At 61.2% G+C, this 22,256-nt stretch carries 25 protein-coding genes and 1 tRNA gene; 13 read left to right on the top strand and 13 right to left on the bottom strand.

Features of this window, described 5'->3' with window-relative positions:
* Positions 1-11: 11 nt before the first annotated feature.
* The 11 genes from nth to asnA all read left to right on the top strand — a co-directional run bounded on the left by nth (position 12) and on the right by asnA (position 9,363).
* Positions 12-662, top strand: a complete 651-nt coding sequence (gene nth / locus QZS13_RS01750; RefSeq protein ID WP_295584788.1) for an endonuclease III — start codon at positions 12-14, stop codon at positions 660-662.
* A gap of 96 nt (positions 663-758) precedes the next feature.
* Complete coding sequence (locus QZS13_RS01745) at positions 759-1,016, top strand: hypothetical protein (protein WP_295584786.1); 258 nt, start codon at positions 759-761, stop codon at positions 1,014-1,016.
* Between the two features lie 24 nt (positions 1,017-1,040).
* Positions 1,041-1,418 (top strand): hypothetical protein, encoded by a 378-nt coding sequence (locus QZS13_RS01740; RefSeq protein ID WP_295584783.1) that lies wholly within the window; start codon positions 1,041-1,043, stop codon positions 1,416-1,418.
* Positions 1,419-1,421: 3 nt separating this feature from the next.
* Positions 1,422-1,814 carry a hypothetical protein gene (locus tag QZS13_RS01735; protein ID WP_295584781.1) on the top strand — a complete coding sequence of 131 codons (393 nt, stop codon included), beginning with the start codon at positions 1,422-1,424 and terminating at the stop codon, positions 1,812-1,814.
* Between the two features lie 147 nt (positions 1,815-1,961).
* Positions 1,962-2,969 carry a tryptophan--tRNA ligase gene (trpS, locus tag QZS13_RS01730; RefSeq protein WP_295584778.1) on the top strand — a complete coding sequence of 336 codons (1,008 nt, stop codon included), beginning with the start codon at positions 1,962-1,964 and terminating at the stop codon, positions 2,967-2,969.
* Between the two features lie 11 nt (positions 2,970-2,980).
* The gene (locus QZS13_RS01725; protein ID WP_295584776.1) at positions 2,981-4,132 is read left to right on the top strand and encodes an MraY family glycosyltransferase; all 1,152 of its coding nucleotides are present in this window, start codon (positions 2,981-2,983) and stop codon (positions 4,130-4,132) included.
* A gap of 1 nt (position 4,133) precedes the next feature.
* Complete coding sequence (gene wecB / locus QZS13_RS01720; protein ID WP_295584773.1) at positions 4,134-5,279, top strand: non-hydrolyzing UDP-N-acetylglucosamine 2-epimerase; 1,146 nt, start codon at positions 4,134-4,136, stop codon at positions 5,277-5,279.
* A gap of 32 nt (positions 5,280-5,311) precedes the next feature.
* A complete protein-coding gene (locus tag QZS13_RS01715) occupies positions 5,312-6,061 on the top strand; it encodes a hypothetical protein (protein ID WP_295584769.1) in 750 nt (249 codons plus the stop codon).
* A gap of 155 nt (positions 6,062-6,216) precedes the next feature.
* The gene (gene gltX / locus QZS13_RS01710) at positions 6,217-7,707 is read left to right on the top strand and encodes a glutamate--tRNA ligase (RefSeq protein ID WP_295584767.1); all 1,491 of its coding nucleotides are present in this window, start codon (positions 6,217-6,219) and stop codon (positions 7,705-7,707) included.
* Positions 7,704-8,327: a stage II sporulation protein M gene (locus QZS13_RS01705; RefSeq protein ID WP_295584765.1), complete on the top strand. Its 624-nt coding sequence runs from the start codon at positions 7,704-7,706 to the stop codon at positions 8,325-8,327. Before gltX ends, QZS13_RS01705 begins: the two co-directional genes overlap by 4 nt.
* Before the next feature lie 28 nt (positions 8,328-8,355).
* Complete coding sequence (gene asnA, locus QZS13_RS01700; protein ID WP_295584763.1) at positions 8,356-9,363, top strand: aspartate--ammonia ligase; 1,008 nt, start codon at positions 8,356-8,358, stop codon at positions 9,361-9,363.
* A 77-nt stretch (positions 9,364-9,440) separates the two neighbouring features.
* Here asnA and QZS13_RS01695 read toward each other — a convergent pair whose 3' ends face one another.
* From QZS13_RS01695 to QZS13_RS01650, 10 genes are all read right to left on the bottom strand, one after another.
* The gene (locus tag QZS13_RS01695; protein WP_295584761.1) at positions 9,441-10,151 is read right to left on the bottom strand and encodes a V-type ATP synthase subunit D; all 711 of its coding nucleotides are present in this window, start codon (positions 10,149-10,151) and stop codon (positions 9,441-9,443) included.
* 16 nt (positions 10,152-10,167) lie between these two features.
* Positions 10,168-11,553 carry a V-type ATP synthase subunit B gene (locus tag QZS13_RS01690; RefSeq protein ID WP_295584757.1) on the bottom strand — a complete coding sequence of 462 codons (1,386 nt, stop codon included), beginning with the start codon at positions 11,551-11,553 and terminating at the stop codon, positions 10,168-10,170.
* Entirely contained in the window at positions 11,550-13,325 is a 1,776-nt protein-coding gene (locus tag QZS13_RS01685; RefSeq protein WP_295584890.1) for a V-type ATP synthase subunit A, read from the bottom strand. The genes QZS13_RS01690 and QZS13_RS01685 overlap by 4 nt, the downstream gene beginning before the upstream one ends.
* Before the next feature lie 51 nt (positions 13,326-13,376).
* Positions 13,377-13,694: a V-type ATP synthase subunit F gene (locus QZS13_RS01680; protein WP_295584755.1), complete on the bottom strand. Its 318-nt coding sequence runs from the start codon at positions 13,692-13,694 to the stop codon at positions 13,377-13,379.
* 18 nt (positions 13,695-13,712) lie between these two features.
* Positions 13,713-14,711 (bottom strand): V-type ATPase subunit, encoded by a 999-nt coding sequence (locus QZS13_RS01675; RefSeq protein ID WP_295584753.1) that lies wholly within the window; start codon positions 14,709-14,711, stop codon positions 13,713-13,715.
* A gap of 15 nt (positions 14,712-14,726) precedes the next feature.
* Positions 14,727-15,320 carry a V-type ATP synthase subunit E gene (locus tag QZS13_RS01670; protein ID WP_295584750.1) on the bottom strand — a complete coding sequence of 198 codons (594 nt, stop codon included), beginning with the start codon at positions 15,318-15,320 and terminating at the stop codon, positions 14,727-14,729.
* 25 nt (positions 15,321-15,345) lie between these two features.
* Positions 15,346-15,840: a V-type ATP synthase subunit K gene (locus QZS13_RS01665; RefSeq protein ID WP_295584748.1), complete on the bottom strand. Its 495-nt coding sequence runs from the start codon at positions 15,838-15,840 to the stop codon at positions 15,346-15,348.
* 14 nt (positions 15,841-15,854) lie between these two features.
* Positions 15,855-17,780 carry a V-type ATP synthase subunit I gene (locus QZS13_RS01660; RefSeq protein ID WP_295584747.1) on the bottom strand — a complete coding sequence of 642 codons (1,926 nt, stop codon included), beginning with the start codon at positions 17,778-17,780 and terminating at the stop codon, positions 15,855-15,857.
* Position 17,781: 1 nt separating this feature from the next.
* On the bottom strand, positions 17,782-18,096 hold the full coding sequence (locus QZS13_RS01655) for a hypothetical protein (RefSeq protein ID WP_295584744.1): 315 nt from the start codon (positions 18,094-18,096) through the stop codon (positions 17,782-17,784).
* Between the two features lie 400 nt (positions 18,097-18,496).
* Positions 18,497-19,138 carry a hypothetical protein gene (locus QZS13_RS01650; RefSeq protein WP_295584741.1) on the bottom strand — a complete coding sequence of 214 codons (642 nt, stop codon included), beginning with the start codon at positions 19,136-19,138 and terminating at the stop codon, positions 18,497-18,499.
* Positions 19,139-19,279: 141 nt separating this feature from the next.
* Here QZS13_RS01650 and QZS13_RS01645 point away from each other — a divergent pair.
* Positions 19,280-19,356 (top strand) — tRNA-Arg (locus tag QZS13_RS01645).
* Positions 19,357-19,517: 161 nt separating this feature from the next.
* Complete coding sequence (locus QZS13_RS01640) at positions 19,518-20,354, top strand: DUF4397 domain-containing protein (RefSeq protein WP_295584738.1); 837 nt, start codon at positions 19,518-19,520, stop codon at positions 20,352-20,354.
* Positions 20,355-20,391: 37 nt separating this feature from the next.
* On the opposite strand, the gene QZS13_RS01635 is transcribed toward QZS13_RS01640, so the two are convergent.
* From QZS13_RS01635 to QZS13_RS01625, 3 genes are all read right to left on the bottom strand, one after another.
* Positions 20,392-21,021, bottom strand: coding sequence for a YigZ family protein (locus QZS13_RS01635; protein WP_295584735.1), 630 nt, complete (start codon positions 21,019-21,021; stop codon positions 20,392-20,394).
* Positions 21,018-21,551, bottom strand: a complete 534-nt coding sequence (locus QZS13_RS01630; RefSeq protein WP_295584732.1) for a GNAT family N-acetyltransferase — start codon at positions 21,549-21,551, stop codon at positions 21,018-21,020. Before QZS13_RS01630 ends, QZS13_RS01635 begins: the two co-directional genes overlap by 4 nt.
* 13 nt (positions 21,552-21,564) lie before the next feature.
* Positions 21,565-22,256, bottom strand: a 692-nt coding sequence (locus tag QZS13_RS01625) for a GTPase HflX (protein ID WP_295584729.1), incomplete at its 5' end; no start/stop codon positions are given.

Raw genomic sequence — 22,256 nt, 5'->3', positions numbered from 1 at the left:
AGGTGATCGCCATGAAATCCAAAGCCGCCGTCAAGCGGATTATTGACAAGCTCAAAGGCCGGTATCCGGACGCGCTTTGCTCCCTGCAATACAAAAAAGATTACGAGCTGCTCTTTGCCGTGCGGCTGTCCGCCCAGTGCACCGACGAGCGGGTCAACCAGGTAACGCCCGCCCTCTACGCCCGCTTCCCTACCCTGGAGAGCTTTGCCCAGGCGGACCCGGCGGAGGTGGGCCAGTACATTCACTCCTGCGGTTTTTATAACGGCAAGGCCCGGGATATCGTGGCCTGCGCGCAAAAGCTGCTCTCGGAGTACGGCGGCAAGGTGCCGGGCACCATGGAGGAGCTGACGGGACTTCCCGGCGTGGGCCGGAAAACGGCCAACCTGATTTTGGGCGACGTCTTCGGCCAGGAGGCCTATGTCTGCGACACCCACTGCATCCGCATTACGGGCCGGCTGGGTCTGACGGACGGGACCAAGGACCCCCTCCAGGCGGAGCGGCAGCTGCGCCTGGTGATTCCGCCCAAGGAGTCCTCGGATTTCTGCCATCGGATGGTTCTCTTCGGCCGGGAGGTCTGCACTGCCCGCTCTCCCAAGTGCGAGGGCTGCCCGTTGTCGGCGGACTGTGACACGTTCCGGAAAAGCAAGAAAAAAGACACCTGATTCTCAGGTGCCTGCGGATCTCCGCAGGCACTTTTTTTCTGTGTATCGCATATACTGCTATGGAACACAGTCAAACCATCGGAACGAGGAGGCACTATGGACGACAATACTGCGCATCTGGTGGAACAGCTGAAAAGCAATCCCGCCATGCTCCAGCGGCTGATGGGCTCCCAGGACGGGCAGGCCCTTTTGCAGATGCTGACCAAATCGGATCGGGGCGCGGCGCTGCAGCGGGCGGCCCAGTCCGCTGCCCGGGGCAATCCGGGGGAAATGATGCAGATGATGCGCCAGGTCATGAGTACGGCGGAAGGCGCCGCCCTGGTGGAGCGAATCAATCAGGCAATGCAGAAATAACGGCGGGAAAGGCGGCGCTGGCCCATGGCCGAATTTGATGAAAAGCTCAACCAGATCCTCTCCGACCCGGGTGCCATGGCCCAGATCATGCAGCTGGCCCAGTCGCTGGGCGGGGAGTCTTCCCCCGCCCGGCAGGCACCGCCGCCGACACCCGCGCCCAAACCGGCACAGGACAGCAATCTGCTCTCCTCCCTGGCAGGCGGGATAGATCCGGCGCTGCTGACCCGACTTGTGCCGCTGCTGCGGGAACTGGGAGGCAAGCAGGACAGCAATGCCAGGGCACTGCTGTATGCTCTGCGGCCTTATCTGAAAGAGGAACGGCAGGAAAAGGTGGAGCGAGCGCTGCAGCTTGCACGGCTGTTCCACCTGGGAAAAACACTTCTGGCCCAGCGGGAGGGATGAGGGATGTACAACCGCTATATCCGCAACGACAACGGCACCTATACCCGCATCCCCCAGGAGGATGCGCCCCAGGAGTCCTCCGCGGCCGCATCCGGACAGACCGCCCGTGAAAGGCAGGACCACTCCGCGGAAGAATCCCGGGAAGCGCGGCAGGAAGACGCCTCCCGGGAAGAGCCGTTCCGGCACCGGGAGTCCCACAGCACTTCTGCTTCCCAGAGCACCGCGGGCCGGGTGACCGATACCCTGACCGGGACTCTGCGCCACGTTCTGGACCAGCTGCATCTGGAGCATGTGGACACCGGCGACCTTTTGATCCTGGTACTTCTGTTTTTGCTGTTTCGGGAGGACGCAGACGAAGAGCTGCTGGTAGCCCTGGGACTTTTGTTGATTTTGTAACGCGCCGCACGCCGGAACCGGCGTGGGGTGCGTTCTTTTTATTAGAAGTGGGAATTGCACTTTTTGCCCGCACATGATATACTACATAAGTTAAATTGCCGTTATGGACCGCAAGGACGGACGGCATTGATTTTGAGGTGGAATACAATGGAAAACGAAATGCGTAAAAAGCGGATTTTAAGCGGCATCCAGCCCTCCGGTGACCTGACGCTCGGCTCTTATCTGGGCGCTATCAAGAACTGGGCTGCCATGGCCGATGAATATGATTGCTTCTACATGCTGGCAGATCTGCACACCATCACGGTGCGCCAGGTGCCGGCAGACCTGCGCCGCCATACCCTGACCCAGGTGGCCGCCTATATTGCCAGCGGTCTGGACCCGGAGAAGAACACCCTCTTTATCCAGTCCCACGTTCCCGCTCACACCCAGCTGGGCTGGGTGCTGGACTGCTACACCATGTTCGGTGAGCTCTCCCGCATGACTCAGTTCAAGGACAAGTCCGCCAAAAATGCCGACAACATCAACGCGGGCCTTTTCACCTACCCCTCTTTGATGGCGGCGGACATTCTGCTCTACCAGGCGGATCTGGTGCCCGTGGGCGGAGATCAGAAGCAGCACGTGGAGCTGTGCCGGGACATTGCCACCCGCTTCAACGGCATCTACGGGGACGTATTCAACCTTCCCGAGCCGTACATCCCGCCGGTGGGCGCCCGGGTCATGAGCCTGGCAGCTCCGGAAAAGAAGATGAGCAAGTCCGACAAGGACCCCAACGGCTGCGTGTACATGCTGGACAAGCCCGAGGACATCATGCGCAAGTTCAAAAAGGCCGTCACCGACTCTGATGCCTGCGTCCGGTACGACAAGGAGCAAAAGCCCGGCGTATCCAACCTGATGCAGATCTACTCTGTGGCCACCGGCAAGAGCTTTGAGGAAATCGAGCGGGAGTTTGACGGCCTGGGCTACGGCGATTTCAAAAAGGCCGTGGGCGAGTCCGTGGTGGAGCTGCTGCGCCCCATCCGGGAGGAGACGGAGCGGTTGCTTGCCGACAAGGCGTATCTGGAGAGCGTATACCGCGCCGGCGACGAAAAGGCTGCACGGGTGGCCGACCGCACCCTTTCCAAGGTGTATAAGAAAGTCGGCTTCCTGGCCCGCTGAGGAGGGCTTCCATGAATATTGAAAATCGACTGGTGGTCTACGTGATATTGGCACTGGTAGTGGCCTTGGTCATCAGCTTTTTGATGACGCCGGTGGTCAAGACCTTTGCCTACAAGGTAGGTGCAATCGACGTGCCCAAGGACGCCCGCCGCATGCACAAGGTCCCCATCCCCCGCCTGGGCGGACTGGCAATCTTCATCGGCTTTATGGTGAGCATCCTGATCTTCGTACCCATTACGCCGGAAATCAAGAGCATCCTGCTGGGCGCCGTCATCATCGTGGTGCTGGGCGTGGTGGACGACATCATGGCCCTGCCCGCCATGCTCAAGTTCGTGGTGCAGATCATTGCCGCCGCCATTCCCGCCACCCACGGCGTCACCATCCAGGCGTTTTCCAACCCCAACATCTTTTCGGAGAATGTCTACTGGGTCCTGGGCGGGCTGTCCATTCCCTTCACCATTCTCTGGATCGTGGCCATTACCAACTCCGTGAACCTGATCGACGGTCTGGACGGCCTTGCAAACGGCGTCTCCGCCATCTCCGCCACCACCATGCTGGTCATTGCCATGCTGGCCTCCGAGGCCCAGGTGGCGGTGGTCATGGCGGCGCTGGTGGGCGCGTGTGTGGGCTTCATGCCCTACAACCTCAACCCCGCCAAGATGTTCATGGGAGACACGGGCGCCACGTTCCTGGGCTATATTCTGGCTACCATGTCCATCCAGGGCCTTTTCAAGTACTACGCCGTCATCTCCTTCGTGGTCCCCTTCCTGATCCTGGGCCTGCCGATTTTTGATACAGCTTTCGCCTTTATCCGCCGGATCGCCCATGGTCAAAGCCCCATGCACGCCGACCGCAGCCACATCCATCACCGGCTGATCGACATGGGCCTCAACCAAAAGCAGGCAGTGGCCACGCTGTATGTGATCTCCGCCATTCTGGGCCTTTCCGCCGTGGTGCTGACCACCGGCGGCGAGGGTAAGGCCATGCTGCTGTTCGCGGCCCTTTGCATTGTGGCCGTGGTAGCCGCCCGGGTGGTGTTCCCCAAGGAAGTCAAGGAAGAGCTTCGGGAAGAGTTCCATGAGGAGCTGGAGGAGCTCAAAGAGCACGGACACCGGAAGGATTCCGGAAAAGATCAGGATAAAGATCAAGATGAGGAGTCTTAATATGGACAAGCTGCGTATCATGAGCGTCTTCGGCACACGGCCGGAGGCTATAAAAATGTGTCCGCTGGTCAAGGAGCTGGCCTCCCGCCCGGAGGTAGAGAGCCTTTGCTGCGTCACCGCCCAGCACCGTCAGATGCTGGACTCCGTGCTGGACGTCTTTTCCCTGAAGCCCGATTACGACCTGAACATCATGACCCCCCGGCAGACTCTGTCCACCATCACCAGCAAGTGCCTCACCGGCATGGACGAGGCCATCGAGGCCCTCAAGCCGGACATGATTCTGGTACACGGCGACACCTCCACCACCTTTGCCGGCGCCCTGTCCGCCTTCTACCATCAGGTGAAGGTGGGCCATGTGGAGGCCGGACTGCGCACCTATGACAAGTACTCCCCCTTCCCGGAGGAGATGAACCGCAAGCTGGTCTCCGCCATTGCGGACCTCTACTTCTGCCCCACCGTCAACAACAAGAATAATCTCCTGAAAGAGGGCATCACCGAGGGGCTGTTCGTCACCGGCAACACGGTTATCGACGCACTGAAAACCACGGTCCGACCGGATTACCGCTTCACCACCGATGCGCTGAATCATCTTCCCTATGAGGACAAGAAAATTATCCTCGTCACCTGCCACCGCCGGGAAAACTACGGCGAGCCCATGAAGCATATCATGCTGGCCCTGCGGCAGATTGCCGAGGAAAACAAGGACGTGGAACTGGTCTACCCGGTTCACCTGAGCCCGGTAGTGCAGGAGGCAGTCAATACCTACCTGCGGGGCGCACCCCGGGTCCACCTCATCGATCCCCTACCCGCCGACGAGATGCACAACCTCATGGCCCGGTCCTACCTGGTGATGACCGATTCCGGCGGCCTGCAGGAGGAGGCTCCCGCTCTGGGCAAGCCCGTTCTGGTCATGCGCCGGGAGACGGAGCGCCCCGAGGCTGTGGCCGCCGGTACGGTGCAGCTGTGCGGCGTGGTGCAGGATGACATCGTCACCATGGCCACGCGGCTGATCCGAGATCCGCAGGCCTATGCAAAAATGGCCCATGCGGTCAATCCCTATGGCGACGGGCACGCCTGCCGCCGGATTGCCGACGCCATTTTGTGGCATTTTGGCCGGGGTGAGCGCCCCGCTGACTACCAGGCGTAACCCAAGGAGATTCCCGGGAAAGGAGGGCAGCGATGGACAGACGCAGACTCAACCGGATTACCGCCGTTTTTCTGGTGGCAGTGGTACTGGTGGTGGCTGTCATGCTTACCCACAGCTTCCGAAGTCCTCCTTCCCTGGTGCTGCCTCAGGAGCAGGATGACGCGCAGCAGCTCCCCGGCTCCGACAGTGAACAGGACCAGCTGGAGACGATCACCGTTACACCAGAGACCGTGCAGACGGCCATCGCCACTTTGACGCGTCCCGCTCAGTACCGCAGAAGCATCTCCATTGAGCAGTTCTGGGAGGGCGGCAGCGGTCAGTGGGAGACTTCTGTCAGCGTCAGCAGCCGGTGGCAGCGGATTGACCGCACGCTCTCCGGCGGTCGGGTGCGCCACACCATTACGGACGGCTCCGTGACCTATATCTGGTACAACAGTGAAAGCCGCGTCTATCAGGCGCCTGCCGACGAGATTACGCCGGATATGGAGCAGTGCATCCCCACCTACGAGGATATTCTGGATCTCCCTGTGGAGCAGATCGCCCTGGCGGACTACCGGAATGCCGATAATTACGGCGGGTGCATCTATGTGGAGACGGAGCCGGATGAGACAGGATACACCCTTTGCTACTGGGTGAGCCTGGACACAGGCCTGCTGGTCATGTCCGAAAAGCTGCTGGACGGCAGCGTGGTCTATCGGATGCAGGAGACCGCTGTGGAGCTGACGCCTGCGTTTACGGATGAGTTTACCCTGCCGGACGGCACAGTTCTCACCGACGGATGAGGAATCTGCCGCGCATGGACAATGCGCGGCAGATTTTTTTGTTTTCTGAGGGGTTCCAGGTGCCCGCAGGCCCACTCCAGCCTTGACAAGTTCAGGAAGAAAAGCGATAATGTAAAGTGCTGTTTTATGAAAAATTCTGGCATGGAGGTACTTTCATGACACTGGATAAAGCGTTTTTTGAAGAGATGGAAGCCCGCATCCCCAAGGGGAAGGTCCGCACCCGATTCGCCCCCTCCCCCACCGGCTACATGCATGTGGGCAATCTGCGCACGGCACTGTACACCTGGCTCATTGCCCGGCACAACCACGGCACATTCATCCTCCGCATTGAGGACACCGATCAGGGTCGGCTGGTGGAGGGTGCCACGGATGTGATCTACCGCACCATGGCCGAGTGCGGCCTCACACACGATGAAGGTCCGGATGTGGGCGGCCCCGTGGGCCCCTATATCCAGTCGGAGCGCCGTGACCTGTACGGCAAGTATGCCCATCTGCTGGTGGAAAAGGGCGCGGCCTACTACTGCTTCTGCGAAAAGGCGGAATCCGAGGAGGACAGCGGCGATTTTGACCGGGGAGACGATCCCTGCCGCAATCTGAGCGCCGAAGAAATTCAGGCCAATCTGGATGCCGGCAAGCCCTATGTGATCCGCCAGCGGATTCCCCATGAGGGCACTACCACTTTCCACGACGTCTCGTTCGGCGATATCACCGTGGAGAACAAGACTCTGGACGACCAGGTACTGCTCAAGCGGGACGGTCTGCCCACCTACAACTTCGCCAACGTGGTGGACGACCATCTGATGGGCATCACCCACGTGGTCCGGGGCAGCGAGTATCTCTCCTCCGCCCCCAAGTATAATCTGCTCTATGAGGCCTTCGGCTGGGACATCCCCACCTACGTCCACTGCTCCCCCGTCATGCGGGACCAGCACAACAAGATGTCCAAGCGCCACGGCGACCCCTCCTACGAGGACCTGATCGCTCAGGGATATCTGACTCCCGCCGTGCTCAACTACGTGGCGCTGCTGGGATGGGCTCCCAAGGGCGAGCTGTCCGAAAAGGAGGTATTCTCCTTGGATGAGCTGGTGGATGCCTTTGATATTGCGGGCATCTCCAAGTCCCCCGCCATCTTTGATCTGGACAAGCTCACCTATTTCAACGCCCTGTATCTGCGGGCCATGTCCCCGGAGGACTTTGCCCGGGTGGCCGAGCCCTATATCCGCCAGGGCATCAAGAATCCCGCCATCGACACCGCGGCCGTGGCCGCCCTGCTGCAGGCCCGCTGCGAAAAACTCACGGATATCCCGGAGAAGGTGGACTTCTTCGACGCGCTGCCGGCGTACAGCGTGGATTTCTACACCAACAAGAAGTCCAAGACCAACGCCGAGGTTTCCCGTCGGATGCTGGAGGCCGTATTGCCGGTGCTGGAGAAGCTGGACGACTGGACGCAGAGCGCCATCCACGACGCGCTGATCGATCTGGCCGCCGCGCTGGAGGTCAAGAACGCCACCCTCATGTGGCCGGTGCGCATTGCCGCGGCCGGCAAGCTGGTGACCCCCGGCGGCGCCGTGGAGATCTGCCAGATCCTCGGGAAGGATGAGACCCTGCGCCGTCTGCGGACCGGTCTGGAGCTGCTGGCCCAATGAAATTCCTGCAAGTCCAATTTTCCCTGCTGGACAACACCTGGCACGGCGGATACGGTAAGGAAGTCCGGCGTTCCGCCATTGCGTTTCTCCTTCTGATCCTGCTCTTTTTCGCTCTGTGCCTGGCGGTGCCCGCCTTCCGCAGCCAGCTGATGCAGCAGGTGCTGGAGCTGGCCGGCGGCCTGGACGTCACCGACGAAAGCGGCGCCCTCTCCCCCTGGGGCCTGTTTGCCAACAACCTGCGGGCCTGCATCCTCATCATGCTCTACGGCCTGGTTCCCTATGTGCGGCTGCCCGCCCTGGCTCTGGGCATGAACGCCATGCTGCTGGGCGTTCTCGGTGCGCAGACACTGGCCTCCGGGCAGTCCATGGGCCTCTATTTTCTGGCGCTGCTGCCCCACGGCATTTTTGAGCTACCGGCCCTGGTGCTGTCCTTTGCCATGGGACTCTATCTTTGTGAGCAGATCACCCGGCGCGTCCGCGGGGACCAGGGTGCCTTGTCGCTGTGGAGCTGTCTGGAGCACATCAGCGCTCTGACGGTGGCCGTGGCGGGCCCGCTCCTGGCCGTGGCCGCAGTGATCGAGGCCTATGTGACGCCCTATCTTCTGGCATTGTTTTCCTGATATTTACTGTAAAGGATTGATGATCGCAATGAGTAAACTGACCATTCCCGCAGGCTACAAGATGCCGCTGACCAACAATGAGCTGCAGCGGGCCATTGAGCTGATCCACGAGGAGTTCCAGCACAGCCTCACCGTCCGTCTGAACCTGCACCGGGTGTCCGCGCCTTTGTTTGTGGACGGCAAGACCGGACTCAACGACGACCTCAACGGCGTGGAGCGTCCCGTCACCTTCGACATTCCCGATGTTGGCACCGACGGTCAGGTGGTGCACTCCCTGGCCAAGTGGAAGCGGCTGGCCCTCAAGCGCTATGAGTTCAAGCTGGGCACCGGCCTCTACACCGACATGAACGCCATCCGCCGGGACGAGGAAGTGGACAACCTCCACTCCATCTATGTGGATCAGTGGGACTGGGAAAAGCACATTGACGTCAAAAACCGCAACATGCAGTATCTGAAGGACACGGTGCTGGACATTGTGGGTGCCGTCTGCGACACTGCCGCGGCGCTGCGCAATGTGTTCCCTGTTCTGACCTTCAAGCCCGACCGGGAGGTGTACTTTATCACCACCCAGGAGCTGGAGGACCGCTATCCCGATCTGACGCCCAACGAACGGGAGACGGAGATCTGCCGGGAGCACCACACCGTCTTTTTGATGCAGATCGGCAAGACGCTTCGCTCCGGCCAGAAACATGACGGCCGCGCCCCCGACTACGATGACTGGGAACTCAACGGCGACATCCTCATGTGGAACCCCGTGCTGGAAAGCCGCTTTGAGCTCTCCTCCATGGGCATCCGGGTGGACGCCGCCGCGCTGGACCGTCAGCTGACGGAGGCCCACTGTGATGACCGCCGCAAGCTCCCCTTCCATCAGATGCTGCTGCGGGGCGAACTGCCCCAGTCCATTGGCGGCGGTATCGGCCAGTCCCGGCTGTGCATGCTGCTCATTGGCACCTGCCACATCGGCGAGGTCCAGGCCAGCCTGTGGGATCAGGAGACCGTGGAAGCGTGCGAGGCGGCAGGCATTACCCTGTTGTAATCGTCAGCCCCCATGTGCCTGGCACATGGGGGCTTTTCCAGCAAAAGAAAAAGCGGCCGGTACGGCCGCTTTTTTCTTTATGCCTCTTGGGTTGTGTTCTGCTTTGCAAACGCCTCGGCGGCCCGCTGATCTGCGGCCCGCTTTTCCTCGATGGCCTCCTGCAGCAGCATATCCTTCACCTTCATCAGACGCGTGGTGGTGGCACGGTCGTTTTCATCCAGCTTCATGGTGATATACCGGATAGCCTCCTGGGTATTGGGGATCATGACATACTCCAGCGCGTTGACCCGACGGCGGGTCTTTTCAATCTCCTCCGCCATCAGCTGGGCAGATTTTTCAATCTCCGCCAGCTTGAGCATTTTCATGAACACCTTGCCCAGGGCATCCACCGCCGTGTCCAGCTCACCGGACGTGGCCGCAAAGCCGTAGGGATAGATATCCGAATCCGACTTCGTCTTGGTCTGGAAGTGATACACGGGCACATTGACGGACATGATGTTCTGGAACGTCTGGGTCAGCTCCACACTCTGCTTGGGGTAGAGCAGCGCCTGCTCCAGCGCTTCGGAGCTCATGATGGCGGAAGCGACGGTGAAAGACTTGTGCACCGTCATCAGCTCCTCCTCCACCTCCGCCCGGAGAGAACGGACTTCCCGCACCGTGTCCAGAAACTGCTTCATCAGCTCATCCCGCTTGTCCTTGAGCAGCTTGTGGCCCCGCTGAGCGGTCCGCAGCTTGCCCTTGAGGCGGGTGAGCTCCATACGGGTGGGGCTTACCGTGATATTTGCCATTGGTTACCCCCTCCTCTTATTCCTGGTCTTTCTTCGGCCAGTACTTTTCAATATACTCGGGCTTGATTCGCTTCAGCTCGCTCTTGGGCAGAATGGACAGCAGCTCCCAGCCCAGGTTCAGCGTCTCCTCAATGGAGCGGTTTTCCTCATAGCCCTGGTTTACATACCGCTTTTCAAACTCATCGGCAAATTTGGCGTACAGCAGGTCCGTGGGCGTCAGGGCGGCCTCGCCCAGAATGCTCATGAGCTCCTTGTTGTCCTTGCCGGTGGCGTAGGCGGCAAAGAGCTGGTTCATGGTATCGGCGTGGTCCTCCCGGGTCTTGCCCTTGCCGATGCCCTTGTCCTTCAGACGGCTCAAAGACGGCAGTACGTCCACCGGCGGGTGGATGCCCTGACGGTACAGTGCGCGGGAGAGAATGATCTGCCCCTCGGTGATATAGCCGGTCAGGTCCGGGATGGGGTGGGTCTTGTCGTCCTCGGGCATGGTCAAAATGGGGATCAGGGTGATGGAGCCGGGATTTCCCAGGCGACGGCCGGCGCGCTCGTAGAGCGTGGCCAGGTCCGTGTACAGGTAGCCGGGGAATCCGCGGCGACCGGGCACTTCCTTCTTGGCCGCGGACACCTCACGCAGTGCCTCGGCGTAGTTGGTGATATCGGTCATAATGACCAGCACGTGCATGCCCTTTTCAAAGGCCAGGTACTCCGCGGCGGTCAGAGCCATACGGGGCGTGGAGATACGTTCCACGGCGGGGTCGTTGGCCAGGTTGGAAAACAGCACGGTGCGGTCGATGGCGCCGGTGCGGCGGAACTCGCTGACGAAGAACTCCGACTCCTCGAACGTGATGCCGATGGCGGCGAACACCACGGCGAAGTTGGCGCTCTCATCCCCCAGCACCTTGGCCTGACGGGCGATCTGGGCCGCCAGGTTGGCGTGGGGCAGGCCGGAGCCGGAGAAAATGGGCAGCTTCTGGCCGCGGACCAGAGTGTTCAGTCCGTCAATGGTGGAGACACCGGTCTGGATAAACTCATTGGGATAGTCGCGGGCCGCCGGATTCATGGGCAGACCGTTGATGTCCCGATACTCCTCGGGCAGAATGTCCGGGCCGCCGTCAATGGGCTGGCCCATACCGTTGAACACCCGGCCCAGCATGTCGCCGGACACGCCCAGCTGCAGCGGATGGCCCAGGAAGCGGACCTTGGCGTCCGCCAGGTTGATGCCGGCAGCAGACTCAAACAGCTGCACCACAGCGGTGTCGCCGTTGACCTCCAGCACCTTGCCCCGGCGGATGGAGCCGTCCCGCAGCTCCACTTCCACCAGCTCGTCATAGGTGACGTTTTCTACCATGCGGACCATCATCAGCGGGCTGACGATCTCCTCCACGGTTCTGTATTCTCGAATCATGCCTGCTCACCTCCCTGGGCGCTGACCGCGTCAATCTGCTGGGCCATCTCCTGCCGGATTCCGGCGTAGACGTCCACGTACTCCTCAGCGGGCACACTCTTGGCGCGGCCGATCTTCTCACGGGCGGGAATGGAGAACAGCGCCATGGCGTCCGCGCCCTTGGCGATGGCAGCGCGGCAGAGCGCCTCGTAATCCAGAATCAATGCCAGCAGCTTTTCCTGCCGGTCGTAGCTGGAATAACCGTCGATATCGGTGAAGGCGTTTTGCTGCAGGAAGTCCTCCCGGATCATCCGGGCCACCTCCAGCGTCAGCTGGTCGGCGGGAGACAGGGCGTCCTTGCCCACCAGCTGCACGATCTCGTTGAGGCTGGACTCATTTTGCAGAATACCCATAGCCTTGGTGCGGTTTTTCATGAATTCCTCGCCGAAGTTCTCGTCGAACCAGGGCTTGAGCGTATCCAGATACAAAGAATAGGAGTTCAGCCAGTTGATGGCCGGGAAATGCCGCTTATAGGCCAGGGACGAATCCAGAGCCCAGAACACCTTGACAATGCGCATGGTGGCCTGGGAGACGGGCTCGGAGAGATCGCCGCCGGGAGGCGACACAGCGCCCACGGCGGTCAGGCTGCCCCGGCGCTCGTCAGAGCCAAGGCATTCCACGCTGCCGGCACGCTCGTAGAACTGGGCCAGGCGGGAAGCCAGGTACGCAGGGTAGCCCTCTTCGCCGGGCATCTCTTCCAGCCGGCCGGACATCTCGCGCAGGGCCTCTGCCCAACGGGAAGTGGAGTCGGCGATGACGGCCACGTCGTAGCCCATGTCGCGGAAATACTCGGCGATGGTGATGCCGGTATAGACGGATGCCTCACGGGCGGCCACGGGCATATCGGAGGTGTTGGCGATCAGCACCGTCCGTTTCATCAGGGACTCACCGGTACGGGGGTCCTTCAGCTCCGGGAACTCCCGCAGAACGTCGGTCATCTCGTTGCCGCGCTCGCCGCAGCCGATGTAGACCACGATGTCCACGTCCGACCACTTGGCCAGCTGGTGCTGCACCACGGTCTTGCCGGAGCCGAAGGGGCCGGGTACGGCGGCGGTGCCGCCCTTGGCGATGGGGAACATGGTGTCGATGATCCGCTGGCCGGAGCACAGGGGACGCTTGGGGGGATACTTGTGCTGATAGGGACGGCCCACGCGGACAGGCCACTTCTGGGACATGGTCAGGGGCACTTCCCTGCCGTCCTCGGTCTTCAGCGTGGCGATGGTCTCCGTCACGTTGAAAGAACCGCTGCGGATGCTGGTGATGGTGCCTTTGAGGGCCGGCGGCACCATGATCTTATGGAGCACTACTGCCGTCTCCGGCACGGTACCCAGAATGTCGCCGCCGATCACCTGGTCGCCCACCTTGGCCACCGCCGTGAACTCCCACTTCTTCTCGTGGTCAATGGCGGGAACTTCTACGCCACGGGTGATGCAGGGGCCCACCTTCTCCACGATCTTCTCCAGGGGACGCTGGATGCCGTCGTAAATCCCCTCAATCATGCCGGGGCCAAGCTCCACGCTCATGGGGGCGCCGGTGGTCTCCACCACGGCGCCGGGACCAAGGCCCGAGGTCTCCTCATAGACCTGGATGGAGGCGGAGTCGCCCTTCATGGTCAGAATTTCTCCGATCAGCCGCTGGGGGCCGACGCGGACCACGTCGGACATGTTGGCGTCCGAAAGGCCCGTGGCCACCACAAGCGGTCCTGAAACTTTCACAACTTTACCGCTCAAAATAGAATACCTTCTTCCTTGGAAAATTCTCTTCCGAGGCTTCGGCCGGGCGCCTTACAAAATGTCGGCGCCCACGGCCCGCTCGATGGCCCGCTGGATATTCGCCTTTCCGATGCCGAGAGAGCCCTCCCGGCCGGGAATGAGAATGATTGCAGGCTGCGGTTCGTCCTTGTAGCGGGTGATCACATCCTCCATGTCCTTTGCAAGCTGTTCTGTCAGATAGATCACCGCGCAGTCTGTCTTTGCCAGTTCCCGTATCTTCTCCCCCGCCTGTTCTGCGGTGGTGACGGGATAGGTGTCCAGGCCCAGGGCACGGAAGCCCATGACGGACTCCCAGTCGCCGATGACGGCGATGCGATATGTCGTTGCCATACGCGTCCTCCCCTCGCCTTACACGGCCCGCAGACGGCTGCGGATCACCTCGGGCGCAAGCCCGGTTCCCCGTCCCGTCAGCAGAATCCTCAAATTGGTATACTCCGTTTCCCGTGCGGCAAGATAACCCACCAGGGGCGCCTCGCCGAAGGGAACAAACTGGGCACCGGAGAGATAGTCGCTGACCGCATCGTCGCAAAGACGCTCAAAGTCCGTCAGTGCACCGCCCTGCAAACACTCCTGCCCGCACGCGGCGGCGTCACAGAAGCGTGTGGGTTCGTAGAGCTCCTTGAGCCCCGCCCCCTTGTCCGCACTGATCTGGAGCAGCGCAGAGGGTGGAATCTCGCCGCCTTCAAACAGCACGCCGGCAAGAAACGCCTCGTTTTTGCCCATGCGGATGGTCCGCACCAGTGCCCGGAGGTTGGCCGCGTCGATCTGCACCTGCACGTAGCCCCGCAGGAACTGACTGCCGGTGGCGTCCGCCACAGCCAGCATATCCCGGTAGCTCCAGCGGTCCAGCACAATGTCGCTGAGCTGAGGGTCGCGGGTGGTGTCCAGCACCTCCCGGGCCTCCTGCACCGCCGCGGCCAGCATGGGCGGAAGATCCGCCGTCTCGCCGCCGGACAGGGCCTCTTTCAGCTGCTGCACGCTCACGCGGCCCATATCAGCCAGCATGGGGTCCGGGTCCGCGCCTACGGCAGCCGCCTTCAGCAAAACCTTTACATTATGATAGTCGTATTTCAGCTTGAATACATCGATATACCTGGGGTCGGGGACGCTGTCCGCCAGATCGGCGAAGCTCTCCTCCCGGGCCGCGGACAGCGCCGCGTTCAGCGACTCGGGGTCCGTGCCCCGCAACTCGGGATAGCCGCCGTCCTGCAGCAGCTTGAGCGCCTCGTCATCCGTCCGCGCCTCCAGGATCTGCTCCATGCGCTCCCGGCTCAAAAGGCCCGTTTCCATGGCCTTGATCCGGGCGGAAACTGCCAGGTAATCGGTGTCTTTGATGGGATTTTTCAAGACACTTCCTCCTTGTCAGGTCTGGGGAAACAGCTGCTGGGCCACCGCGCCGGCAGTTTCCGTCCGCTGCAGCCGCACCAGCGTGTCAAAGGAGCAGTTCACCTCCACACGCCCATTGGAGAGGATGAAGCCGCCCTTCAGAGGGCGGGTCTGGGCGGATACCGTCAGCTTTCCGCTGCCCAGGCGGCTGTTGGCCAGCGCCACAGCGGCCGAGCCGACCCGCTCCCGCTGTTCCTTGGAGAAGATCACCTCTCCCGTGCCGTCCGGCGCCGCCTGTACCAGCAAAGCTGCCACAGTCTGGATATACTGCTCATCCGGCAGCGTGCACAGTTTTTCCAGTGCCAGGGCATAGGCCTTGTCCACCATCTCCTGACGGGCCGCCAGGGCGGTTTTCCGGGCATCCATCTGGGCAGAGCTCACCAGACGCTCCTCCCGCTCGGCGGCGGCGCGTTCGCTGCGTCCCCGCAGGTCCGCCGCCTCTGTCTCCGCCTGGGACCAGTAGCGCTGGGCGATCTTTTCCGCCTCGGCCTCCGCGTTTTCCCGGATGCGGTCGATCTCCGCCTGGGTTTCCGCGTCGATCCGGGCCGTGATTCTTTCGATTCCGTTCATAAGCAATTCGCCTTTCTTCCGGCGCTTACTTGCTGATATTGATGATCATCAGCATGGAAGCCAGCAGAGACAAGATGGCGTAGAACTCCACGGTGATGCACAGCACCATGCCCTTGGACCAGTCGTCGGGCTTCTTGGCCAGGATGTTGATGGAGCCGGCAGCCACGCGGCCCTGGGCAATGGCAGAAAACAGGCCGCCCAGTGCCATGGGCAGGCAGGCCACGAAGTACTGCAGGCCCTGCTGCACGGTCAGCTCAGGCAGGCCGGTGCCGCCCAACAGGCCCATGCGGAAGATGGCAAAGAACCACACCACCAGGCCGTACAGGCCCTGGGTGCCGGGGATCACCTGCAGGATCATGACTTTACCGAACTTGGAGGGGTCCTGGCACAGCAGGCCCGTGCCGGCCTCACCGGCAATACCGGTACCCTTTGCACTGCCGACACCGGACAGAGCTGCCGCAAGACCGGCGCCCAGCAGCGCCAGAGCCAAACCGCCGAATGCATCAAAGAAACCGCTCATAATATTTTTCCTCCTCAGTCGTTTTGAATATCGACAAATTTCGTGTTGATCGCCAGGGGGCGGAACGGCTTGCCGCCGTCCTCATAAAACTTTCCGAAATACTCCAGGCACTGCAGACGCAGGTCGTGGACATAGCAGCCCAGCAGGTTCAGCGCGAAGTTGAGTGCGTTGCCCGCCATGGAGATAATAATGAACAGGACGATGTTGCCGGGGATGGCGCCCAGGGTGTTGAATACCTGGGCAATGACACTGCCGGCCAGCATCAGGGCCATCAGACGGGAATAGGACAAAATGTCGCCGAAGTACCCGGTAACATGGTTATACAAAGAGCCGAAAATACCTGTGATCTTGCCGAGGCCATGGCCGGTGACCACAGGGCCCAGCACCACCATGGCAAGGCCCACATACAGCACGATGGGAGAGCCCGCCAGAACCATGAGCGCAATGCCGGCAAAGACCACAAACCAGGTGATCTCCTCCCACACCGCATCCATGAACTGTCCCTTTTTCACCTTCTGCACCAAACTGATGATCATGCCGGTGACGATCTGGATAAAGCCCAGACACATGGCGCCCACCAGGATCATCAGCGTGTCGTCCAGAGGGGTGAACAGGGACGGCAGGGCAAAGTCCTTACCAGTGGTCAGCAACACAACCTGGGTCAGGAAGTCTCCGAAGAAACCGCCGGTGATAGCACCCATGATAAAGGTGCTGGCGCCGCACAGCCCCATCAGAGAAAACAGATGGCCCATGGTGCCCTTGGGATGGTACTTCTTCGTCACCAGCAGCGATGCCAGGATCATCAAAAGTCCGTAGCCCATGTCCGCCATCATGATGCCGTAGAACAAAATGAAAAACGGCGCCATCAGCGGGTTGGGGTCCACGTTGTCATAGGCAGGCAGAGAGTACATCTCCGTCACCATGTTCAGCGGACGGGTCAGCCAGTTGTTCTTGAGCTGTACAGGGACGGCGGGGTACTCCTCCTCAGTGGGGTCCCGTGCCTCCCAGGCACAGCCCAGACGGTCCAGCAGTCCGCGTACCTGCTCCATGCGCTCCGCCGGGACCCATCCCTCAAAAAAGACAATGGTGCCGTCGGTAAGGAGCCGCTCTGTGTTGCTCTCCCGGGCGGCCTCGGCGCCCAGCCGGTCGGCATACAGGCGCAGGGCGTCCCGCTCCGGTCCGTTTTTCACGATCTCCGTCTCAGCAGCCTTCTGCGCCTCGGCATTCTCCTCCAGAGCGGCATCCAGTGCCCGCAGGTTCTCGCCGGGGGTCCCGGTCATGTCCTGGAACGTAACAGCGCTGAAGTTGAACGGACGCAGGGCCTCCATGGTTTCCTGCTCCTCCGCCCGGTGGCACAAGAGCAGATAGTAGGCCTGCTGCTTGTCTGCGCCTACCTCGAAGATCTCCGCTGCGCGCTCTGAGAGCGCCTGCCGGACCGCGCCGGTGTCCGTGCGGCCGGGGCACACCCCCAACCGGTAGAGCACATGGGCCGTTCCCTGGGCCTCCAGAGGCAGATCCAGCGCCTTCCACGGCTCCAGCGACGCCCGCTTGGCCCGCAGACGGCTCTCTTCGTTTTGCAGGCGGGTGAGCGTCTGCAAAAGCGATCCGATCCGCTGGCTTACAGCCTTGGCGTGCTCTGCTGTTCCGCTGCTGAGAAATTCTGCTTCTGAAATGGGATGGCGCTGGATGAACAAGCCGTCTTTCAATTTTGCGTACTTTTTGATTGCCGCCAGCGCAGCATTGACATCCGTAATCTCGCTTTTTCTATCCAGCAAGTGAGAATTCTCCCGCTTGAGCAGGGCCGCCCACGCCGGATCGGCCAGCTTGCCGTCCGGTTCACTGATCTCTACGCATCCCAGACGCAAAAGCCCGTCCAGCAGCGGCTGCTGCTGCTCGGCCATGGCCATCACGCAGAGCTTTTTCATTTTTACAATGGCCATATCAGTGCTTCACAACCCTTCCCACAATAAACTCCGCCGCCTGCTCCAGATGGAGCCCGGCAGCCTGCCGCAGAGCCTGGGCATCCGCTTCGGCCTGACGGGAAATCTCCTCCGTACGGACGGCGGCCCGCGCTTCCGCCTGCTGCATCAGCGCCTTTCCCTCCCGGTCAGCATCTGCCCGCGCTTGCTGTAAGAGCGCAAGCCCTTCCCGCTCCGCATCAGCGATCTTCTGCTTCGCCTCAGCTTCTGCGGCAGCCTTGCGCTCCCGGTTTTTTGTCTCGGCCTGTGAGACTTTTTCAATTGCTTCCAGGGACATTCCTACTCACCTTCTCTCCTGTCTCTTTTCTCGCTTACCCTCATTTCTCCCGACGATTCTTCTTTCGGGATGGTTACGAACATCCTGTTGGATATTCGTTCTCAGGCAGCCGCAACACCTTGTGGCCGCGGTGCCCTCCTATACGCTTCAGTATAGGGCAACCTCTTGGTCAGTGCAAGAAGATTTTTCCCCTCCCTCCCCGCTTTCTTCCTTTTGCACAAAGGTCGGCATTGTTTTTTTCCAGAGAGCGCAAACGTGTGCGCTCCAAATATCCTGCTTTTCATAGAAACCATCTGCGGTACACGGTTCGCCCTATTCTTTGCGCCGCCGGGCCCCATCATGCATGAAATTGCCAAAAAAGCAGCAGGAGACCGCCTGCAAGCGGCCTCCTGCATCAGCATCAGGATTTGTCGTGGTGCCGCTCCAATACGGAGGCCAGCTCCTTCAGTTCGGTTTCACCGTGATCCAGTGCCCGGGGCAGCTGGGTCAAGGTGACCTCCACCTTCCGCAGCTCACCGTTTACGTGGCTGGCTGTGGCATCGAAGGCTGCGGTCAGGGCTGTGTACTGCTCCCGGAACTGCTCCACCAGCTGCCGCAGCTTGGCGTGGGTGGACTCCTCCAGATCTGCCGCGCGCTTGCGTGCCTCGCACTCAATGGCGCCGATCTGCTCCCGGAACTGGGCGTAAGCCTCTGCGTCCGGCCGCAGGCGCTCCACTTCCTTTGCAAGACGCTCCGCTTCCGGTTTGGAGGGCTCCAGCTCTTTGCAGCGGGAGGACTCCTCCTCCAGCGCGGCCGTGAGCCGATCGTGCTCCGTGTTCAGCACCTCCAGCTGGGCCTTCAGGCCATCCACCTGACCACGCAGAGCTTCCGCTTCGGCCTTCAGCTCCTCATTTTCCCTGCGGAGGTCGTCCTGCGCGGCTGCGGACTCCCGCGCCATCTTCTCAATATAGTCAATGACGTCCTGCTTGGCAAAGCCGCCGAACGCCACGCTCTTAAAGGTGTTGTTTTCCATTTTCTGCACCCCGGTTTCACTCTTTTTCATTTATGTCACTTTAGCACAGAACCCCTCTTTTTACAAGTCCAAGAAAAAAAGTGAAAATTTTTAAAAAATAGCTTGCAATTTCTCAAAAGACATGCTATTATAATCAAGCTGTCTGTGAGACGCACAGAAACACAGCAACAAGCGCCGTTAGCTCAGCTGGATAGAGCGTCTGGCTACGGACCAGAAGGCCGGGGGTTCGAATCCCTCACGGCGTACCACACCGGAGTGAAGGAAACTTTGCTCCGGTGTCTTTTTACTCCCGATGTACGTTCCAACCGGAAGCCGGTTTTCCCGGCTCCGGTTTTTTCTGTCTCCGGAACAGCGACCTCGGAAGCAGCATATGCTGGAGTGAGCATCGCAGAAAGGAGGCAGACCGGCTTTGAAGCCGGTTCATCATATGGAAAACAAAACCCGCGCGACTCCCGTGATCCCCCTGCCCGGCCCGGGCGCAGGCGGTCCGGTGGCGGATCTGGACAATCCCCCGTCTGACGGGGCCACTCCCGTCATTCCCCTGCCTGACTTGGGGGCAGGCGGTCCGGTGGCGGACAACACGCCCCCCTTCCTCCCCATCTATCCCCGCACGACCCGAACCCGATTTCTCCATGCCGCGTTCGGCTACCCGCCCTTCCGGATTCTGGTCAATGGCCGCCAGGCCGTCTCCCGGCTGCGGTACGGCGCCCTGACGGGCTACGGACATATCTCCTCCGGCTACCAGACCATCACCGTAGCAGGACTGGACGGCTATGTTTATCTGAAAAAGACGCTGCCCTTTGAGACAGACACTCCCTCCACCGTGGCCGTCATCAATACCGCCGGCGGGCTGGATCTTCTGCAGATCCACGACAGCTGCTGTACTCCCACCGGCGGCGTGGGGACCATCCGCGTCAGCAACCTGGCCAGAAACAGCAGTCCCCTGGACGTTCTGCTGGCAGACGGCAGGACCGTTTTCGCGGACGTGTCCTTCAAGCAGACCACCGCCTTCAAGCGGATCTATCCGGGCGGGTATCAATTCCTGATGGCTCAGACCGATCTGGAGGCCATGCCGCTGTGGCAGGACGTGGAGACCATGGACAGCGCTTTCGTGGGCGCCTCTCCCGTACTGGACACGGTAGCCAGCCTGTATTTGCAGGTACGCGCCGGCGTCCGCTACACCGTGTTTTTACTCTCCGGCGGCTCCGCCCACAACGCAGTCCAGACACTGGTCGCTGCAGACTGACAAAAAACATCCGGGAGAAATTTCTCCCGGATGTTTTTTATTGCCGCGGCCCGGGCAAAAACTCCTCCCCGGCTGCCGCCATGGAAAGTCCGCCGGCGGAGAGCTCTGTCAGACGCGGGGCAAACCGCTCCGCTCCGCCTGCCGGAAACGCTGCCCGCAGCCGGATATCCGCGCCGTACTCCGTATTCCGGATCACACCGCCGCAGGACTCGATCTCCAGCTTCAGCCGCTCGTAAAGCGGATAAGTACAGGGCACGTCCCACAGCGTCCACAGGCTCATACAGCTGATGCCTGCCGCGTCCAGGGCGTCCTTGGCCCCCTTGGTGTAGGCCCGGGTCAGTCCGCCCGCTCCCAGCAAAATGCCGCCGAAGTACCGGGTCACCACGCAGCACACGTTGGTGACCTCCTCCCGCTGGAACACGTTGAGCATGGGCTGACCGGCGGTGCCCTGGGGCTCCCCGTCGTCGGAGTAGCGCTCCACGCCACCCTCCTTAATGCGGTAGCACCAGCAGTTGTGGCGGGCGTCGTAGTATTTTTTCTTCATGGCCTCGATGTAACCCCGGGCCTCCTCCTCACTCTCCACCGGCCAGACATGGCCGATGAACCGGGAGCGCTTCTCCACAAATTCTGTCTCCGAGAGGGCGGTGGGGATATAGTATTCCGTCATCTGGCCTCCCACTCCCTTCTGGTGATGGCAAAGTAGTGGGCCAACCGGGTCTCATTCAGCTGCTCCACCGGCTCCACCCGACTGAGGCGGTAGGTCATGCCGCACTTCTGCATCACCCGCTTGGATTTGCGGTTGCCGTCGTAGTAAGCGGCCCAGATGGCGGCATAGCCCAGGTCCACAAAGGAATGGCGGAGGATAGCCTCCACTGCCTCGGGGATCAGGCCCTGGCCCCAGCAGTCCCGGGCCAGGGAGTAGCCCACCTCCTCGCTGGGCGTGCCCAGCTCGGTGCGGTGCTTGCCCACAAACCCGGCGGAGCCGATGAGCCGCCCGTCGGACTTTTGAAGCACCGCCAGGGTGTCAGAGGGCAGGAAGATCTCCCGGATCACCCGCAGGCTCTCCGCCTCGTCGGCATGGGGCTTCCATCCCGCCCAGGGACCCACCTCCGGGTGGCTGGCATAGGCATACAGGCCGGCCGCGTCCTCCTCGGTAAAGGGGCGCAGCAGCAGGCGGTCAGTCTCCAGTGGCTTCATGGCGTTGCCCTCCTTAATCTTCCCAAAACTCCTTGGGAGGCGTCCAGCCGGACACAATATAGTCCTTCAGGCGGCCCAGCTGGATGGGGGTACACACGGCCTCCACCTCGATGGACTCGCCGTAGTCCACCCGCTCCACCTTGGCCTCCCGGTGGAGTAGATCCACAATACCCCCCTTGTCATAGGGGATGTGGAGCACCACCCGGTGGGCGCCGGTATCCAGCCGGTCGCCGATTTTGCTGAGCAGCTCGTCCAGTCCCTGGCCGGTTTTGGCAGAGATGGACACGATGTCCTCCCCGTGGGGCAGAATCTCGCTGGGGCAGCGGTCGATTTTGTTGAACACGTCGATACGGGGGGTCTGCTCCGCCCCCAGCTCACAGATCAGCTTCTCCACCACCTCGGCCTGCTCCCGCCACTCCGGGTTGGAGGTGTCGATGACGTGGAGCAGCAGGTCGGCGTAGGACAGCTCCTCCAGGGTGGCCTTGAAAGCCTCCACCAAATGGTGGGGCAGCTTGCGGATGAAGCCTACTGTGTCGCTGAGAAGCACCGTGCAGGTATCGGAAATCTCCAGAGTACGGGTGGTAGTGTCCAGGGTATCGAACAGCCGGTTGTTGGCGGGGATATCCGAGCCGGTCAGCTTGTTGAGCAAAGTGGACTTGCCCGCGTTGGTATAGCCCACGATGGCCACCACCGGCACCTCGTTCT

The organism is uncultured Oscillibacter sp., from assembly GCF_900546705.1.
Classification (GTDB): Bacteria; Bacillota; Clostridia; order Oscillospirales; family Oscillospiraceae; genus Oscillibacter.
The sequence above is the reverse complement of the archived record's forward strand: the minus strand, read 5'-3'. Positions and strand labels throughout refer to the sequence as shown.

What these genes read in the sequence shown, in the direction of transcription:
- nth (WP_295584788.1), top strand. Translation starts at nt 12, where the DNA reads ATGAAATCCAAAGCCGCCGTCAAGCGGATTATTGACAAGCTCAAAGGC.
- QZS13_RS01745 (WP_295584786.1), top strand. Translation starts at nt 759, where the DNA reads ATGGACGACAATACTGCGCATCTGGTGGAACAGCTGAAAAGCAATCCC.
- QZS13_RS01740 (WP_295584783.1), top strand. Translation starts at nt 1,041, where the DNA reads ATGGCCGAATTTGATGAAAAGCTCAACCAGATCCTCTCCGACCCGGGT.
- QZS13_RS01735 (WP_295584781.1), top strand. Translation starts at nt 1,422, where the DNA reads ATGTACAACCGCTATATCCGCAACGACAACGGCACCTATACCCGCATC.
- trpS (WP_295584778.1), top strand. Translation starts at nt 1,962, where the DNA reads ATGGAAAACGAAATGCGTAAAAAGCGGATTTTAAGCGGCATCCAGCCC.
- QZS13_RS01725 (WP_295584776.1), top strand. Translation starts at nt 2,981, where the DNA reads ATGAATATTGAAAATCGACTGGTGGTCTACGTGATATTGGCACTGGTA.
- wecB (WP_295584773.1), top strand. Translation starts at nt 4,134, where the DNA reads ATGGACAAGCTGCGTATCATGAGCGTCTTCGGCACACGGCCGGAGGCT.
- QZS13_RS01715 (WP_295584769.1), top strand. Translation starts at nt 5,312, where the DNA reads ATGGACAGACGCAGACTCAACCGGATTACCGCCGTTTTTCTGGTGGCA.
- gltX (WP_295584767.1), top strand. Translation starts at nt 6,217, where the DNA reads ATGACACTGGATAAAGCGTTTTTTGAAGAGATGGAAGCCCGCATCCCC.
- QZS13_RS01705 (WP_295584765.1), top strand. Translation starts at nt 7,704, where the DNA reads ATGAAATTCCTGCAAGTCCAATTTTCCCTGCTGGACAACACCTGGCAC.
- asnA (WP_295584763.1), top strand. Translation starts at nt 8,356, where the DNA reads ATGAGTAAACTGACCATTCCCGCAGGCTACAAGATGCCGCTGACCAAC.
- QZS13_RS01695 (WP_295584761.1), bottom strand. Translation starts at nt 10,151, where the DNA reads ATGGCAAATATCACGGTAAGCCCCACCCGTATGGAGCTCACCCGCCTC.
- QZS13_RS01690 (WP_295584757.1), bottom strand. Translation starts at nt 11,553, where the DNA reads ATGATTCGAGAATACAGAACCGTGGAGGAGATCGTCAGCCCGCTGATG.
- QZS13_RS01680 (WP_295584755.1), bottom strand. Translation starts at nt 13,694, where the DNA reads ATGGCAACGACATATCGCATCGCCGTCATCGGCGACTGGGAGTCCGTC.
- QZS13_RS01670 (WP_295584750.1), bottom strand. Translation starts at nt 15,320, where the DNA reads ATGAACGGAATCGAAAGAATCACGGCCCGGATCGACGCGGAAACCCAG.
- QZS13_RS01665 (WP_295584748.1), bottom strand. Translation starts at nt 15,840, where the DNA reads ATGAGCGGTTTCTTTGATGCATTCGGCGGTTTGGCTCTGGCGCTGCTG.
- QZS13_RS01660 (WP_295584747.1), bottom strand. Translation starts at nt 17,780, where the DNA reads ATGGCCATTGTAAAAATGAAAAAGCTCTGCGTGATGGCCATGGCCGAG.
- QZS13_RS01655 (WP_295584744.1), bottom strand. Translation starts at nt 18,096, where the DNA reads ATGTCCCTGGAAGCAATTGAAAAAGTCTCACAGGCCGAGACAAAAAAC.
- QZS13_RS01650 (WP_295584741.1), bottom strand. Translation starts at nt 19,138, where the DNA reads ATGAAAAAGAGTGAAACCGGGGTGCAGAAAATGGAAAACAACACCTTT.
- QZS13_RS01635 (WP_295584735.1), bottom strand. Translation starts at nt 21,021, where the DNA reads ATGACGGAATACTATATCCCCACCGCCCTCTCGGAGACAGAATTTGTG.
- QZS13_RS01630 (WP_295584732.1), bottom strand. Translation starts at nt 21,551, where the DNA reads ATGAAGCCACTGGAGACTGACCGCCTGCTGCTGCGCCCCTTTACCGAG.